The sequence below is a fragment of the Moorena sp. SIOASIH genome, assembly GCF_010671925.1.
Taxonomy (GTDB): domain Bacteria; phylum Cyanobacteriota; class Cyanobacteriia; order Cyanobacteriales; family Coleofasciculaceae; genus Moorena.
Genome location: NZ_JAAHIH010000004.1, coordinates 634,324 through 649,374, shown reverse-complemented (window position 1 = coordinate 649,374; position 15,051 = coordinate 634,324). Strand labels below are relative to the sequence as shown.

Here is a 15,051-nt window from a genome sequence, read left to right as displayed (position 1 = left end):
CGGCTGAATGCTTACGAAAAATCTCTAGAAAACGAAAAAAAAGTACTCTCTGGGGTAGCATGCTCCGGTAAAATGAAAACTATAATACCAAAACTGAAGAATTGTAAAGTAATATTAAGTAAAGCCATACATCGATTGAGTGTTTTTTCCTCTATGACAAAGTTTTTTGCTTCCCAGTGTGTGGAAATGACTGTGCCACAGGAATCTGTGCCGATTCAGCACTACTTGCGTCAGCCGGAACGGATAGTTTATGCGATCGCAGACCTGAATCGGATCCAACAACTGACTCAGAAGCGTTTTCGCCTGAAAATGAATCCATTACACTTTATGTCCTTGACATTTCAGCCTACGGTAGATCTGGAAGTGTGGGCGGAATCTGACGCTACCGTTCATCTGAGGTCTGTCGGTTGTAAAATTCTGGGATTGGACTACATCAATCAACGCTTTGCCCTAGAATTAAGCGGAAAACTGCATCCTTGGGAAGATCAGGGAGTGACTAAGCTCACAGGCAGAGCGGATTTAACTGTCAAGGTTGATGTGCCCTTACCTTTTTCCCTTACTCCCAAGCCAATCTTAGAAACCACTGGCAATGGTTTGCTCAAAAGCGTTTTAGTCAGGATTAAGCAAACATTGATGAAGCAGTTGTTGTTGGATTATCGTCAATGGGCTCGCAATGGCACCCAAACCAATATTTATACTCAGCACCAACCACCAGGAGCTCCCGCCACCTGATCTAGCAATCGGTGTGGGAGATGGGGAGATGGGGAGATGGGGAGATGGGGAGATGGGGAGATGGGGAGATGGGGAGATGGGGAGATGGGGAGATGGGGAGTGTGGTAAGTTTCCTGGGAATTTTTGCCTATTGCCTATTGCCTATTGCCTATTGCCTCTTGACTCTTGCCTATTGCCTATTGCCTATTGCCTATTGCCTATTGCCTCTTGCCTTTCCATAAGGGAGTATGTTCAAAATAACCCTTAACCCTTCATCCTTCATAATTCCTTGTGACAAAGAGTATTACTGATCTCCCAATTAAAGCTGGTATTGTTGGTACTGGGTTTGCGGCTAAGCTACGAGCGCAGACATTGCAAGCGGATTCGCGATCGCATTTAGTGGCTGTCTGTGGTCATACCCCTTCCAAAACCCATGAGTTTGCTGAAACCCACGGCACGACAGTGGTGGATTCCTGGCAGCAATTGGTAGAACACCCGGAGCTTGATCTAGTATTTATTAGCACGATTAATCGGGATCATGGCAAAATTGCCCGTGCTGCCCTTAATGCCGGGAAACATGTTGTCACTGAATATCCCCTTTCCCTTGACCCCAAAGATGCTGAATCCCTGATTACCCTTGCCAAAGCTAAGGGCAAGCTCCTCCATGTAGAACATATTGAGCTCCTAGGGGGCTTGCATCAAGCCTTGCGCCAATCCTTGCCCAAAATTGGTCAACCGGTTTATGCCCGTTACGTAACTATTGCGCCCAAACACCCTGCACCTCGGGGCTGGACATTCAATCTGGAACTATTTGGCTTTCCCTTCATTGCTGCTCTTTCTCGCATTCACCGCTTTACAGACTTGTTTGGTGAGGTCGCTTCTGTGTATTGTCAATCCCAGTTTTGGGATGGTGCTGATCATTACTTTACTGCCTGTCTATGTAATGCCCAACTGCGCTTTACTAGTGGTCTGATCGCAGATATTACTTATGGTAAAGGGGAAATGTTCTGGCAGAGGTTACGGAATTTTGAAGTCCATGGAGACCAAGGCACACTGCTGTTTGAGGGAGACCAAGGTAATCTGATTAAGGCAGAGCAAAGCAAACCAATTGAAGTAGCAGGGCGACGGGGTTTGTTTGTTAAAGATACCGCTATGGTCATTGACCATCTAGTTAAAGGAACACCCCTGTATGTCTCCCCAGTAGATAGTTGTTATACTCTCAAGGTTGCAGATGGATTACGTCAGTCCGCAGCAACAGGTAATGCGATCGCTTTAATTGAGTCTTAAGCTATCAGCTATCAGCTATCAGCTATCAGCTATCAGCTTATTGATCACAGCGTCGAAGCCTGTGCCACTGTACTTGAGGTGCTTTTTAATAAAATAAGCTGACCGCTGAAGGCTTAGACTTATCATTTTAAATCATTTATACCCATAAAAATATATAGCGTTTCTCATAGCTATGAGGTACACATTATTTGATTTGTTCCCTGTTCCCTGTTCCCTGTTCCCTGTTCCCTGCTCCCTAAAACCCAGATATTTGTACCTCATGGATATAAGAATTGCAATACCACAAAATTGACAACGACGTTGTATAAATTACCTAAAGTATATAAAAGTTAACAAATATTTTAAACTTCATTACAAAATCAGATATGCCCTTGGCATACCATGATATGTTCTGTAACATACATCGAGTCGGGGTTCCTATGGGCTGATTGGACACGCAGCTTCCCCGCTCTCGAACTACCTAATGGTGACGTTAGACAAGGAGGACACTTTGGATTTGCATTCTACTCAACCCCACAATGATCATGCTTGTGAAGGGATTAGTGATTATGTGGCCGAGCTTCAGTTTCACATGGCACTGCACGCCCGCAAATTAGTTCCTAACCTGACTACAGCAGCAGATAGTCGAGAGCAACTATTGCAGCAAACCCAAGCTAATTTTGAAAAACTGGTCTCCCGACAATCCCGTTCACAGTGATGAAGCACTAGCTCGATTTGCAGCAATCAAAGATTCTGTATACTGTAGCGCCTCTTGCCAAACCTGATAGCCAAGAGGCGTTAAATGTATACCATCGGTTGTCAAGTTGTGCTGCATCTGACCTTTACTATCAGTAAACAACTTGTGAAGATTCAGATAGGCTGCTCCTTCTTGTTGAGCAATCTGAGCAATTTGTTTATTAAGATTACGAATGCGCTGATTAGAAATAGCAGTAGCTCGTGTCGGTAAAATCGACTGGATAATCAGTTGAGCTTGTGGGTGATTTTGCCGCAATTGACGAGTAATCTGGCGCAGGTTGTTGACAATAACTTGATCGGTTTTTCCCTGACGCAAATCATTGATACCTGCCATCACATAAATTGTATCAGGACGAGTCTGGGAAAATGCCGATAATCGACTCAAAATTTGACTGGTATTCTCACCAGAAATGCCTTGATTGAGCCACAGTTGATATTTAGGTAATCCCTGTGCGGGTAACCACAAACTTAGGGAATCTCCCACTACCATAGACAGACGATTGTTACCCTGTCCGTAGGCAACAGCTCTGGCTTCCTGTGCCAAGAGTTGTTTCCATTGCTGATAGGTAGGTTTTGTGAGAGGAACTCCTTTGTGATTTAATCCCTTTGCCCAAAACGATGAGAAACTATGAGCAGGTAAGCGAGTATAAAGTTTGCCAGCTCTGAGGGCAGCTAATCGTTGGTAATATAGTTCCGTTCCCGACTTTGGTGAAGGAGTAGTCGGTCGATAGTTGGGTAAACGTTGCTGATATTTTATTTGTTGATATTTTAATACTTTACCAGGGCTACGTTTCTGCCATTGACTACTAAATTGAGGAGAGGAGGTTTCGACAGTGGTTTCTACAGTAGGGACAATCTTGTGACTAACCCCAGCCTGCAATGCTTTCTTAGCTGTTGAAACTAACAGGCTTGAGAGGCTATCTGAGGAATTGGCAGGTAGGGGTTGTGGTGGCGGAGCAGACATTGCTCCTCCAGTGAGTAAAGTTGTTGTTAACAGATATAAATTGCTCATGATTTGCCCACTTTCCTCTCTATACTCTTTTCACATCAAGCAATCGAGGAAATCCGGACAACTTTGAAGCACGGCGTTGCTGAATTGAAGTATGAATGCCCGATCGTCTGGTTTTGGGAAAGCTCCCGTTGATCCGGTCAACTTTGGGGGACGAAAGAACGTTTTGTTCCCCCCCCAGTGCGCTTACAGTCGTCGAATTAAATTCGCGCTTTGGTGTGCTTTCCAATGGCCTGGGAACCCGGCCTTGGGTCGCGCCACAGGTCGCACCGCAAAATTGACCCTGCTGGCGAAAGATAAGTTAATATCCCAAACACTAATGCTGCCGTTGATAACGTTAAAAAACTCTAAAATGTTTTCCGATCTAATCACGGATTATTAGGGCTTTCAGGGTGTTAATAAATGTTTCGCCCCCAAAATCAGCAACGCCTTATTGCTGATCGGTTTCGAAGTATGGTAAATTTTTGATTATATATTACATCAGATAAACACAAATATAAACACAAACACAAGAAGATACAAAATGGGAAATGCAATCATAAGAAAGTGGAGTGACCAAACCTACCCTGGATTCAAAGAACTTAAGAATTACATCGAGTCTTGTGACGTAATTCAGTATTGGAACGATCAGGTACACAGAGATGATGACAACAACCAGGTGATCTGGTTTAAGGATGCTCCAGGAGGAGATCCGTCGCGTCAAATGGAGGTTCTCCTGAATGTTCCCAAGTACCGGCACTTCCACAACCTGATGCCAGCGGGAACAGACCCGGTCACCGCTTTTTGCCAACTCATGGTACTCAGGTATCGTTCGCAGCTTAATCTCGACAACGAATTCGGTACATACTTGATTCGCTTCCATCTCTGGACAGATGTCTACATGAATAAGAACGAAGCGCAGTTATCTCAACAGGTTATGTTCTCCTACTCAGTCGGGAGCAACAAGGAAAAATTCCAAACAATCATCTGCTTGTAACAAGCGTCCTGGTAACGGTTGAGTGATACTAGCATTTTTGATCATCTTGATTGAGTTAAGATGCTCGTACTCAGAGCACAATCGCTGCTGCATCAAGAAACGAAGGGAGGCGGTTTTAAGCCCTCCCTTCGTAACCGTTTCAATCCCCTTCTTTTAAAGAAAGGTTAACGGGCACCAATCCGAATCACGTCTCCATCAAAGGTTGGCAGTGACAGCACAAAGGGATTAGTGGAATAGGTCAATGCCTGTTCTTCCAGAATACCGATGGCAATTTCTTCACCCATGCGCAAACTATCATAGTAGTCAGTAAAATAGTGAACCCCAGCCATATTGCGACCAATAGAAATATTGGCAGCCAGCTTGTTCAACTCACCCTCCAGAGTCAGAAACTCCCTCGTACGCTCTGAAACAAGTCTCGCCTCACCTTTCTTATAGGCAGATAGATCAGGGGCACGGAACACAATTCCCTGATCTTTGGGGCTATAGCGTTTAAATCTGATCTGTGTCCTTGCTTGTCCGGGTTTTGAGTTTTTGACTGGTGTTTCTACTAAAACTGCACTGGTATCAAAGAATGCCTTAAGCATGGTCACACATGCCCCAGCAACAGCGGCATGTCCTGCACCATAGGCAGGGTGCATGGGAGACCCTTCAGGAAATGCCATTGGTAGTAGATAAGTCTGTGATCTAGAGCGATTTTGATTGGCTAGTTCCAAAATCGACTTGAGAGTACCGTTGCTTTCTAGTTCACGTTCAAACCTTCTAATGTACTTGATTAATGCTCTGGGTACACTAGCTTTAGCTTGATTAGGTAGCTCTTGAAATCGCCGTAATAGTTCAATCCGGGCTGCCAATGCCTCTGGTCGCAGGCGAATATGGTTATTGAACTTCTGGAAGCGAACAGCTTTGAGTGCTCGTGTGGCTACTTCAGTAACCAAAGTTAAGATGTGTGGACCGCCATAGAGGGCAAAACCACCAGCATTGCGACGGGTTGCTGGATTAGCTGCTGCCACACCACCCCCAGAAAGATGATCAAAAGCGGGATCGAAGGGTGTTTGCATCCCCAGGAGAATGATGCAAGCGTTGAGATACGGTTCATAAAGAGCGTCGTAATGAACATAGGTGGCTAAATCCCGGAGAGTGGAGATAAATCGACGAGCTGGACGATCTGGTAGCTTAGGGTTTTGATCATTCTCTAAAACATAGGTTTCCCTGTCTTGCTTAATCCCACGTTGAACCAAGACATAGTCTTCCATGTTGGTCATGTAATCTTGGTTGGGTGTTGCAATGGGAACCTTTTGATCAATTTGCAAAGCACCATAGGTAATTTTCCCTTCTGCAACGTTGCCACCACCATTGAGATCAACATTACCTATCAGTAGAAACTGAGAGAGATAGGGACCGACTTCCACTCCTGGAGAAGAGCCTCGGAATACGGTTTGCTCATCAAGCCTGCCTTTGGAATTCACCTTCCGAGGTCGTCCAGTTTGGTTGCAAATATAGTCGAGGGCATTGAGACGATTGATTGAACTCTCGATTTTGCTATTCGCTCCTCTCTTCTCAAAGTCATTGAGGGGCTGATCCCGCAGTATGGCTAATTCGTAGACCTCTGCTATCTCAAAAATTAGCTCTGGGTTAGCCTTACCGCTAGCATCCATTAACGGTGGTGCTGGAGGCATGGTAACAGCTTGTGGATCGGGTCCGTTTAGCTCAAAGACAACCCCTGCAGTTGGTGCTTGCCATTGTCTAAATTGCTCAAGCAGATCAGGGTTAGTCTCAGGTTTAATAGTGTAGTCTTGACCTGTCAATACTACCTCAAATTTGGCACCATGACGTACCCGATCAGAGAAGGGATCAATAAAGCCATCGTCCACTGCACGGCGAAACTCGACAAAATCCTGTGGATCTTCTAGTAGCCCTGTATCAGGGTTGTGAGGTAGCCCTTTAGTAAAGGACATAAAATACTGATCATCAGCGTGTCGCTGTTCATCCCCATTGGCTTTATGGGTAGGATAGTCTCGACTTCTAGCTAGTTTTGCAGCGTTGAGGCGAACGTCAAAAGACTTCTCTGAACGATTTGCCATGGCAATCTCCTTAGGAAAAAGAATTTTGATATGTTTTGAAGATGTCTATTCAAATGTACAAAGTAATTTATGACTCTGACAGTACCCACAAGGGTACTTTTTTCACCAAAAAAAATGGGTTGGTTTGTAAGGATTTAGCCGTCAGCCGTCAGCCGTCAGCCGTCAGCCGTCAGCTTAAAAGAAACCTCTTGCGGGAGAATTTTATAGTTCGAGATTTTAGAGAATTGAAAGTCTGTAGAAAAGCCCTACAACTAATCCTTAACAAAATACCAGTAGCTCAATTCTTCCAAAGAAATATCATTCTCTGGCTGTGGAACACGGAAATAGGAATGGATCGGAAGTAATTCAGCAGCCGGATTTGCTGATGGTTCAGAAATAATCTGTTTGATTCGGCTCAAGTAGTTTAAAGCGGTGCTATCCCAGGTGTAATAGTCCAAAACATACTGCTGACAACGTTTCTGTAACCTTTGCCACAGGTGTTGATCACAAAGTATTTCCCTGATTCCTCTAGCAATATCTGCTGGATCGCTGGGATCGACTAACATACCATAGTCTTCATCTCCTACTTTCAGACTTTCACCTACACCACTATTTTTTGTTACTACTATCGGTAATCCAGCTGCTGCTGCTTCTAAAGGAGCAAGACCAAAGGGTTCAAACAAAGAGGTAAGAGTAAACACGGAACCACGCTGAGCAAAATACCGATAGGAGGCGGCTAGTGCTGGTTGATCGGGTACTGAGAAAGCGCTAATTTTACCCCACAAATTTTTTTCTCGTACTACTTCCCGGATTGGACCTATTACTAGTTTTTCGGTCTGTTCATCGTGGACTTTTTCTTGCAAAGGGTTATCCAATCCACCAGTAATCAGCACGACATTGGCTTTCTCTTGGATGATCACATCGTCAGCAAATGCTTGCACCAAACCTAGGAGGTTTTTCTTGGGGTCTAAACGGCTGGATGCCAAGATAGCTGGTAGATTGCGCCGTGACTCACTGATGTCCCGCTGCAATCGGTCTTCAATCAGTTGATAAGTCGCTTGTTCATTATGAGCGATCGCATCGGAACCAAACACAGAGCTATTGACTCCCGGTGCAATCACGGCAAATCGATGATCAGCTTCTACATCCACTGCTCCACGATAAGCCTGATGACTGTACTGTTGGAACCGCTCTTGTGCCGTATTAGTAATATTGAGGGCTGAGTGGTTCATGCTCAACCGTTCTGCTAGGATCCGGTATCGGAAATTGTAATAGTGATCGATTTCAGCCAGATTCTCTGGAGTGACCTGGAGTTTATCCATTTTTTGAGCCCCCAGGGAATGACCTGTGAAAGTAAAGGGTATCCCTGTCTGTTGCTCAATCAGCACCCCACACACTCCCCCATCACTGTAGTGGGTAGTCATGATATCGGGGAACCGACCTTCCTCTCGATAAAACTCCAGGATGTTTGGTACCCAGTCTTGGACGAGATAGGGCCACAACAATTCTTTGCGCAGGAACTGTTTTGGTCCGGCTGGCAATCGGATAATCCGAAGGTTGTCTACACTCCCATAGCCATCAAATTTCTCGGCAAATTCTGGCCAATCCGGATCAATGATTTGGCGGGTGAGAATATCTATTTGGTGACCTTGTTTTGCGATCGCATCTGCGACTTGCCTGACATAGACCAACTGACCACCGAAATCGGGATGTTCGCTAATGTAGCTATTTTTATGGTCAAAATTACCGTGAGGGTTGAGAAATCCAATGTGCATCACACTGACTCGAATAAAAACCAACTGTTATAGCGCTACGCCCAAGGCAAGAGGAATCCCCCCTAACCCCCCTTAATAAGGGGGGGAGGCAATAGGCAATAGTTGACTAAAACAGCTTTTGCTGCTTGTATCAATGTCCTTTTAATGGGTAGTGCTATACCAAACTCTGACAATTCCCACGATTGACAATCCGGGTTGAGCTTGCCTTGGGGCTCTTATCTTAATTAAAAATTAAACTTCATATTATATTATGAAATTGGGTGGTTTTCACGACACACTTAATAGTTTTTAATGTTAAGTTATATTAAGAAGCATCGGGAAAGACGAGACCTCTTGCATAAATAGCCAACAACAGCGTGATAACTACGATAGTTACCTGCTAAAAATTGACTTTTGCAAAAGGTCTACGGTGAAGGCAGGGTAGTTATTCGTAATCAATAGTAAATAAATTCAGAACAGGTAAGACATTCTATGGTTAGTTCTATGGTTAGTGAAGCAAAGACCACTACTCCTCACCATGTGGTCATTGTTGGTGGCGGATTTGGTGGACTCTATGCTGCTCAGGCTCTGAGAAAGGCACCAGTGAAAGTAACTCTAATCGATAAACGGAACTTTCATTTGTTCCAGCCCCTACTCTACCAAGTTGCTACAGGGGGCTTATCCGCTGGTGATATTTCCTCACCCCTGCGGGCAATCCTGAGTCACCAGAAAAATACTCAAGTGCTGATGGGGAAAGTAATTGGTCTTGACCCCAACCAGAAAACCGTCCAACTACCAGACAAAGAAATATCTTACGACTCCCTGATCGTGGCGACTGGCGTTAGCCACCACTACTTCGGTAATGATCAATGGGCACAAGACGCTCCTGGTTTGAAAACCATTGAAGATGCCCTAGACATTAGACGTCGGATTTATTCTGCCTTTGAAGCAGCAGAAAAAGAAACTGACCCCGAAAAACGTCGTGCTTGGTTGACCTTTGTGTTGGTAGGAGGCGGACCAACTGGAGTGGAATTAGCCGGGGCCATGGCAGAATTGGCATACAACACGTTAAAAGATGACTTCCGCGATATTGATACTTCCGAAGCGAGGATTTTGCTGTTGGAAGGGATGGATCGGATTTTGCCTCCTTACCCACCGGAGTTATCAGTAAAAGCCCAAAATTCTCTGGAACGGTTAGGGGTGACAGTACAGACAAAGACTCTAGTTACTAATATTGATAACGATATAGTTACCATGCGGCGAGGTGACCAGGTAGAGGAAATTAACGCCAAAACTGTTCTGTGGGCAGCAGGGATGAAAGCGTCTGCCATGGGCAAGGCGCTAGCAGAGGCTACTGGTGCGGAGTTAGACCGGGCTGGACGGGTGATAGTACAACCGGATATGAGCTTGGCAGGACATCCGGATATTTTTGTGATTGGTGATTTGGCGAATTTCTCTCATCAAACTGGTAAGCCCCTACCAGGAGTTGCGCCAGTGGCGATGCAACAAGGCAAGTATGTCTCTACTCTGATTCAGAAGCGCCTCAAGGAGGAGACAGTAGCGGATTTCCATTACCAGGATTATGGCAATTTAGCGGTGATTGGACGGAATGCCGCAGTAGTGGATTTGGGGTTTGTTAAGTTCTCTGGTTTCCCCGCTTGGCTGGCCTGGATTTTTATCCACATCTTCTTCCTGATTGAATTTGATAACAAGTTGCTGGTAATGATTCAGTGGGCATGGCATTACCTTACCTTTAAGCGCGGGGTTCGTTTGATTACTAATCTTGAGGAAGAACCAGCAGGGAATTTCGAGGAGAGAAGAGATTATCGGACGCCGGTACAGGTGTAGGGCTTTAGGGATTAGGGATAGGGTGGGGAGGGTGGGAAGTGTGGGAAGTGTGGGGAGGGTGGGGAGATGGGGAGATGGGGAGATTTTCATTAAGGGCAGGACTTACGCGGTTAAGTTGATAAGCGCCCCCCTAGCCCCCCAATTTTGGGGGGTAATGATGTCAAAGTCCCCCAGAATTGGGGGACCCACGGGGGCAAATGCGTAAGTCCTAAAGGGTAATTATCCTGAGATGATATAAGTACTAAAACTATTAAGCATTACTCTCACCCCTAACCCCTAATCCCATTAACCTAATCTATGAGTCAGATTTCCTCTAAAACATCTACTCCGTCCTCAATTAATCTATTGGAGCAACCAGCCGCTTGGCTATACAGTTTATGGAAATTTTCTCGTCCCCATACGATTATTGGGACGAGTTTAAGTGTTTTTGCCCTCTATGTGATTGCTGTGTCCATGACTAACAGTGGTTGGACTTGGCAAGGGTTCGGTCAACTGCTGGGAGCTTGGATTGCTTGTTTGTGCGGTAATGTCTATATCGTAGGACTAAATCAAGTCCACGATGTGGAGATTGACCGCATTAATAAACCCCATCTTCCCATAGCTGCAGGGGAGTTTTCTCTGCAACTAGGTCAGGGGATTGTGGCGCTAACTGGTATCCTAGCGCTACTGTTTGCTTGGTTATTGGGACCGTGGTTGTTGTTGATGGTCAGTATTAGTTTGGCAATTGGTACATGCTATTCCTTGCCACCGATCCGGCTGAAGCGGTTTCCCTTTTGGGCAGCGCTATGTATTTTTTCAGTACGGGGAGCAATCGTTAATTTAGGTCTGTTTTTACACTTTAGTTGGGCATTGCAACAGGGACAAGTGATGATGCCTACCGCAGCAGTGTGGGCATTGACTTGGTTTATCTTAGTCTTTTCCGTTGCGATCGCAATATTCAAAGATGTCCCAGATATCGATGGGGATAAGCTTTTCAATATCACTACCTTTACCATCCGGCTGGGTAAATTGGCGGTATTTAATATAGCACGGGGAGTGATTACTGCTTGCTATCTCGCGATGGTGCTAGCTAGTGTGCTGCTCCTCGATTCAGTAAATATCCTCTTCTTGGTAGGGAGCCATCTGGTAGCATTGGCGGTAATGTGGTGGCGCTCTTACCAGGTAGACTTGGCGGATAAAAATGCGATCGCTAGTTTTTATCAGTTTATCTGGAAACTCTTTTTCCTGGAATATTTGATATTCCCAGCCGCTTGTCTTTTCAGACTATCGCAGTTCTAAATCAATCGAATAAACAGCGCGTAAGCATTCAGCCGTCAGCCGTCAGCCGTCAGCCGTCAGCCGTCAGCCGTCAGCCGTCAGCTAATCAAGGGGAAGTAGTAAAAGCTATAGTGTGGCACAGGCTTCTAGCCTGTGAAGTATAAGCTGATAGCTGATAGCTGATTACTGACCGCTGATAGCTGATAGCTGTTCGCGCAGCGTGCGCGTAGCGCATATACTTACAAAAAAATAGCCGTAGAAATACTATCCACGGCTATTTCAACTCCACAATAAGTCCGTTGAAATTGTTGTTTTGATGCAGCGCGCTGCATCGCTATGTCACTCAGTTACCAAACCTAACCTGATCTAATCCTATTTGAGCAGACCTGAATTTTTTCAAGGGGGGAAACCCCCCCAGAAATTTAGCGATGCAGCGCGGTCTTGGGGAGGCAGCGCGGTCTTGGGGGTATCCCCCATGAGCGACTGCCGTGGTTTCCCCCATGAGCGACTGCATCAAGACAAGGTGTTATGGCAACAGCCAATACTTGTTTAGTGTATTGACACTCCCCGCCGAAGTAAGAACGGGGATTCTTAGTTCCTCGACATGCCTTAAAATTAGCTATCCTGAAAGGCAATATTTAAGCCAAATGCCCGTTAAAAACCAAACATCTAGCCTAATTTAACTAACCCCAGTGGGCTTGTCTCCCTAAGCGTTGAGTTTCCTCAGTTTCCGTGTGCCCCACGGTACTTTTGTTTTCAAAGTTTGCTTTACTGGTTGTCGGTATCTGTTAGGATCCATACGTTTTTAATGAGGTTTTTCGCGCCTCAAGTGCTAACATCGCAAAACGCTCGTGAAATTATGACAGTACCGACTTTTCCTGTCTGTGTTAGGCCACTCTCTTATTCTAGCACATTACTTGAAAGCCGTCCTAGAAGGACGGGGCTTGAAACCCATCTTTTTGGTCATCACTTCACCTGGAACCTCAGTCGGCTCCAGAGGAGTCCATTCGCAAATCTCTGCATACCCTAGGGCATACATGGTGTGCATACTATAAATTACTGCTTCCCGAGACCCTTTTAGAGTGTGCTTAGCAGGTTGTTTTTTTAGGTTTTGAGTAAATTTTTGTCGCATAACTTAACAATTGAACTCATTGTGTTGCTTTAATGATTATTGTAATGATTATATTTTTATTTGTCAAGGGTTTTTAAAAAGTTTTTTTGGGGAGTTTTAGGAGTGATAAAAAACCAGCAAGCTTCTGAAATATACGCTACAGTAACGCTTATTTTTAACTAGTAATTTTAACGATAGGGCTGGTAGAATTTGGTGCATCTCATATTTGTAAAAAAGTTGCGTAGGGTGCGTTAGGGGGGGCCTCATTTTCGGCCTCGTAGCCAGGCTTTGGATAGCCCGCCCCGTAACGCACCACCGTGTCAAACAGCATGGATTGAGATGCACCAGAATAATTCGCTCCTAAAAGAGAGATATTGCACCAGTATAAAAAACTAAATAACGGCAGTAATCACAATCAATTTAAGTAGTAAAATAGTAAAATATTCTAACTTTTCCCTGTTCCCCGTTTCCTATTCCCTAGCTTGACAGGTGAATTTTAAACTTGCTGCAAGATATGAGTAAAATAAGAGTAAGCCCCTGAGTGGTGCGTTACGGGACGGGCTGTACCAACCAGGGACGAAGAGGCGTAAAATGAAGCTGAGCCCGTCCCTAACGCACCCTACGCCTCTTGCTGCTCCCTGTTCCCTGCTCCCTGTTCCCTATTCCCTATTCCCTGCTCCCTGTTCCCTGCTCCCTGCTCCCTGCTCCCTTTGCTCATGACACAATCAATCTTGAGGATGCCGGAAAATGCCAGACTAACATCCCAACAGTTTTACGACCTGTGTTGTGCTAATCCCGACTGGAAACTAGAGCGAAAAGTACAAGGAGATTTGGTGATTATCGCTCCAACCGGTGGAGAAACAGGAGCAATAAATGCTAATCTTCTAATTCGTTTGGGAATCTGGAATGAAAAATCTCAACTAGGAATAGTGTTTGATTCATCCACCGGGTTTCATCTACCTAACGGAGCTGATCGTTCACCAGATGTAGCTTGGGTTAAGCGGGAAAGATGGGAGGCTCTGACACTTGCACAACGGGAAAAATTTCCACCCCTAGCACCAGATTTTGTAATCGAATTAATGTCTCCCACCGCCTGAAACCAGCCCAAGCAAAAATGCAGGAATACTTAGATAATGGGGTGAAATTGGGTTGGTTATTCAAGCGATTAGCCAAGCAAGTGGAGATTTATCAATCTGGGAAACCCAAACAAGTGTTAGAGCAGCCTAATAAATTATTGGGAGAACCAATTTTACCTAATTTTGTTCTCACACTCAATAGTTTCTGGTAATCAATGGCTATAACGAGATAATAGGGGTTTCAGTATTCGAGCTTAGTGTTTTTGCAAAAGCGATGCAGCGCGGTCTTGGGGAGGCAGCGCGGTCTTGGGGGTTCCCCCCATGAGCGACTGCCGTGGTTTCCCCCATGAGCGACTGCCGTGGTTTCCCCCATGAGCGACTGCATCAAGACAGTGAGATGCACCGAAAACCAGTCTGACCTATTCCGCCAAGTTAAACAAGTGACGTTCGTTAACTTAAGCCGTCAAGTCCAGTCACCCCTTGAGTGAGGATTTTTGTAAATTTTATTTAAGCCTTTTCTTTATCTTTTTTTAACTTTATCTAAGGTAATAAGTAATTATACTACATCTGCTGGTGATAAGCAAAATGTATTCGATGCAAGGTAGAAGGCAGAAGGCAGAAGGCAAAAGGCAAAAGGCAAAAGGCAAAAGGCAAAAGGTATAAGGCAGAAGGCAGAAGGCAAAAGGCAAAAGGCAAAAGGCAAAAGGCAAAAGGCAAAAGGTATAAGAGTTTAAGTTTTTTTTGATTTAATCAAGGGATGCAGCGCACCGCGATGCATCAAGACAAGGTCGTTTAAATGGGCGACAACTTATCAAAAAAATTACACCTAAAAAAAACGATGCTCTGAAAGATACGCTACGCGATCGCTTTTTTTTATTCATATTAAAACTACCCCCACAAAAAAATAAAAACTATTTTAAAACCAAAAAATATACCGGTGATCATATTCATGAGGTACACAAAATTTTTTACCTGTTCCCTATTCCCTATTCCCTATTCCCTATTCCCTATTCCCTATTCCCTATTCCCTATTCCCTGTTCCCTGCTCCCTGCTCCCTACTCCCTGCTCCCTACTCCTATAAGGTAAAAGTAAACAATGTAAAACTTTAAAATACATCTGATCATAGAATTAAAGATTTGATATAGAGCAGACCAAACTATTTACAATCCTCTCAGGGTAAATTAAATTGGTATCGAATAAAAGCTGTTAAAAGACTCCAGTTGCTG

Annotated in this window: 16 protein-coding genes and 1 pseudogene; 11 read left to right on the top strand and 6 right to left on the bottom strand. The window is 44.7% G+C overall.

From position 1 onward, the window contains the following. The first annotated feature begins 153 nt into the window (after positions 1–153). The 4 genes from F6J90_RS24130 (at position 154) to F6J90_RS24115 (ending at position 2,695) form a co-directional block, all read left to right on the top strand. On the top strand, positions 154–732 hold the full coding sequence (locus F6J90_RS24130; RefSeq protein WP_293099258.1) for a DUF1997 domain-containing protein: 579 nt from the start codon (positions 154–156) through the stop codon (positions 730–732). A gap of 20 nt (positions 733–752) precedes the next feature. Beyond that, complete coding sequence (locus F6J90_RS24125; RefSeq protein WP_293099256.1) at positions 753–953, top strand: hypothetical protein; 201 nt, start codon at positions 753–755, stop codon at positions 951–953. A gap of 49 nt (positions 954–1,002) precedes the next feature. Then, positions 1,003–1,998, top strand: coding sequence for a Gfo/Idh/MocA family oxidoreductase (locus tag F6J90_RS24120; protein ID WP_293099254.1), 996 nt, complete (start codon positions 1,003–1,005; stop codon positions 1,996–1,998). Between the two features lie 490 nt (positions 1,999–2,488). Next, positions 2,489–2,695 (top strand): hypothetical protein, encoded by a 207-nt coding sequence (locus tag F6J90_RS24115; RefSeq protein ID WP_293099252.1) that lies wholly within the window; start codon positions 2,489–2,491, stop codon positions 2,693–2,695. On the opposite strand, the gene F6J90_RS24110 is transcribed toward F6J90_RS24115, so the two are convergent. Next, a complete protein-coding gene (locus tag F6J90_RS24110) occupies positions 2,687–3,745 on the bottom strand; it encodes a GDSL-type esterase/lipase family protein (RefSeq protein WP_293099249.1) in 1,059 nt (352 codons plus the stop codon). The two genes, F6J90_RS24115 and F6J90_RS24110, sit on opposite strands and share 9 nt — an antisense overlap. A 520-nt stretch (positions 3,746–4,265) precedes the next feature. Between F6J90_RS24110 and F6J90_RS24105 the strand changes: the two genes are divergently transcribed. Continuing rightward, positions 4,266–4,718, top strand: coding sequence for a hypothetical protein (locus F6J90_RS24105; protein ID WP_293099247.1), 453 nt, complete (start codon positions 4,266–4,268; stop codon positions 4,716–4,718). 164 nt (positions 4,719–4,882) lie between these two features. Here the strand turns inward: F6J90_RS24105 and F6J90_RS24100 are convergent, their stop codons facing one another. Together F6J90_RS24100 and F6J90_RS24095 are read right to left on the bottom strand one after the other, a co-directional pair. Further along, the gene (locus F6J90_RS24100) at positions 4,883–6,799 is read right to left on the bottom strand and encodes a bromoperoxidase (protein ID WP_293099244.1); all 1,917 of its coding nucleotides are present in this window, start codon (positions 6,797–6,799) and stop codon (positions 4,883–4,885) included. 251 nt (positions 6,800–7,050) lie between these two features. Beyond that, complete coding sequence (locus F6J90_RS24095) at positions 7,051–8,553, bottom strand: glycosyltransferase (RefSeq protein WP_293099242.1); 1,503 nt, start codon at positions 8,551–8,553, stop codon at positions 7,051–7,053. A 471-nt stretch (positions 8,554–9,024) separates the two neighbouring features. On the opposite strand from F6J90_RS24095, the gene F6J90_RS24090 reads away from it, so the two are divergent. The 3 genes from F6J90_RS24090 (at position 9,025) to F6J90_RS24080 (ending at position 11,801) form a co-directional block, all read left to right on the top strand. Further along, a complete protein-coding gene (locus F6J90_RS24090) occupies positions 9,025–10,380 on the top strand; it encodes an NAD(P)/FAD-dependent oxidoreductase (protein ID WP_293099240.1) in 1,356 nt (451 codons plus the stop codon). Positions 10,381–10,677: 297 nt separating this feature from the next. Next, positions 10,678–11,658, top strand: coding sequence for a homogentisate phytyltransferase (locus F6J90_RS24085; protein WP_293099237.1), 981 nt, complete (start codon positions 10,678–10,680; stop codon positions 11,656–11,658). Then, on the top strand, positions 11,631–11,801 hold the full coding sequence (locus F6J90_RS24080) for a hypothetical protein (protein ID WP_293099235.1): 171 nt from the start codon (positions 11,631–11,633) through the stop codon (positions 11,799–11,801). Before F6J90_RS24085 ends, F6J90_RS24080 begins: the two co-directional genes overlap by 28 nt. A 179-nt stretch (positions 11,802–11,980) precedes the next feature. Here the strand turns inward: F6J90_RS24080 and F6J90_RS24075 are convergent, their stop codons facing one another. Further along, complete coding sequence (locus F6J90_RS24075; protein WP_293099233.1) at positions 11,981–12,139, bottom strand: hypothetical protein; 159 nt, start codon at positions 12,137–12,139, stop codon at positions 11,981–11,983. Between the two features lie 411 nt (positions 12,140–12,550). Next, positions 12,551–12,769: a hypothetical protein gene (locus F6J90_RS24070; RefSeq protein WP_293099230.1), complete on the bottom strand. Its 219-nt coding sequence runs from the start codon at positions 12,767–12,769 to the stop codon at positions 12,551–12,553. Between the two features lie 570 nt (positions 12,770–13,339). Here F6J90_RS24070 and F6J90_RS24065 point away from each other — a divergent pair. Together F6J90_RS24065 and F6J90_RS24060 are read left to right on the top strand one after the other, a co-directional pair. Next, entirely contained in the window at positions 13,340–13,468 is a 129-nt protein-coding gene (locus F6J90_RS24065; RefSeq protein ID WP_293099228.1) for a hypothetical protein, read from the top strand. A 17-nt stretch (positions 13,469–13,485) separates the two neighbouring features. Next, positions 13,486–14,036 (top strand): annotated as a pseudogene (locus F6J90_RS24060) (Uma2 family endonuclease). A 29-nt stretch (positions 14,037–14,065) separates the two neighbouring features. Here F6J90_RS24060 and F6J90_RS24055 read toward each other — a convergent pair. Beyond that, positions 14,066–14,197: a hypothetical protein gene (locus F6J90_RS24055; protein ID WP_293099226.1), complete on the bottom strand. Its 132-nt coding sequence runs from the start codon at positions 14,195–14,197 to the stop codon at positions 14,066–14,068. 576 nt (positions 14,198–14,773) lie between these two features. Here F6J90_RS24055 and F6J90_RS24050 point away from each other — a divergent pair. Continuing rightward, on the top strand, positions 14,774–14,911 hold the full coding sequence (locus tag F6J90_RS24050) for a hypothetical protein (RefSeq protein WP_293099223.1): 138 nt from the start codon (positions 14,774–14,776) through the stop codon (positions 14,909–14,911). Positions 14,912–15,051 lie beyond the last annotated feature (140 nt).

Excerpts from the sequence above, each read along its gene's own strand:
- F6J90_RS24130 (WP_293099258.1), top strand. The coding sequence starts at position 154 with ATGACAAAGTTTTTTGCTTCCCAGTGTGTGGAAATGACTGTGCCACAG.
- F6J90_RS24125 (WP_293099256.1), top strand. The coding sequence starts at position 753 with ATGGGGAGATGGGGAGATGGGGAGATGGGGAGATGGGGAGATGGGGAG.
- F6J90_RS24110 (WP_293099249.1), bottom strand. The coding sequence starts at position 3,745 with ATGAGCAATTTATATCTGTTAACAACAACTTTACTCACTGGAGGAGCA.
- F6J90_RS24105 (WP_293099247.1), top strand. The coding sequence starts at position 4,266 with ATGGGAAATGCAATCATAAGAAAGTGGAGTGACCAAACCTACCCTGGA.
- F6J90_RS24100 (WP_293099244.1), bottom strand. The coding sequence starts at position 6,799 with ATGGCAAATCGTTCAGAGAAGTCTTTTGACGTTCGCCTCAACGCTGCA.
- F6J90_RS24095 (WP_293099242.1), bottom strand. The coding sequence starts at position 8,553 with ATGCACATTGGATTTCTCAACCCTCACGGTAATTTTGACCATAAAAAT.
- F6J90_RS24090 (WP_293099240.1), top strand. The coding sequence starts at position 9,025 with ATGGTTAGTTCTATGGTTAGTGAAGCAAAGACCACTACTCCTCACCAT.
- F6J90_RS24085 (WP_293099237.1), top strand. The coding sequence starts at position 10,678 with ATGAGTCAGATTTCCTCTAAAACATCTACTCCGTCCTCAATTAATCTA.
- F6J90_RS24075 (WP_293099233.1), bottom strand. The coding sequence starts at position 12,139 with ATGGGGGAAACCACGGCAGTCGCTCATGGGGGATACCCCCAAGACCGC.
- F6J90_RS24070 (WP_293099230.1), bottom strand. The coding sequence starts at position 12,769 with ATGCGACAAAAATTTACTCAAAACCTAAAAAAACAACCTGCTAAGCAC.
- F6J90_RS24065 (WP_293099228.1), top strand. The coding sequence starts at position 13,340 with ATGAAGCTGAGCCCGTCCCTAACGCACCCTACGCCTCTTGCTGCTCCC.
- F6J90_RS24055 (WP_293099226.1), bottom strand. The coding sequence starts at position 14,197 with ATGGGGGAAACCACGGCAGTCGCTCATGGGGGAAACCACGGCAGTCGC.
- F6J90_RS24050 (WP_293099223.1), top strand. The coding sequence starts at position 14,774 with ATGAGGTACACAAAATTTTTTACCTGTTCCCTATTCCCTATTCCCTAT.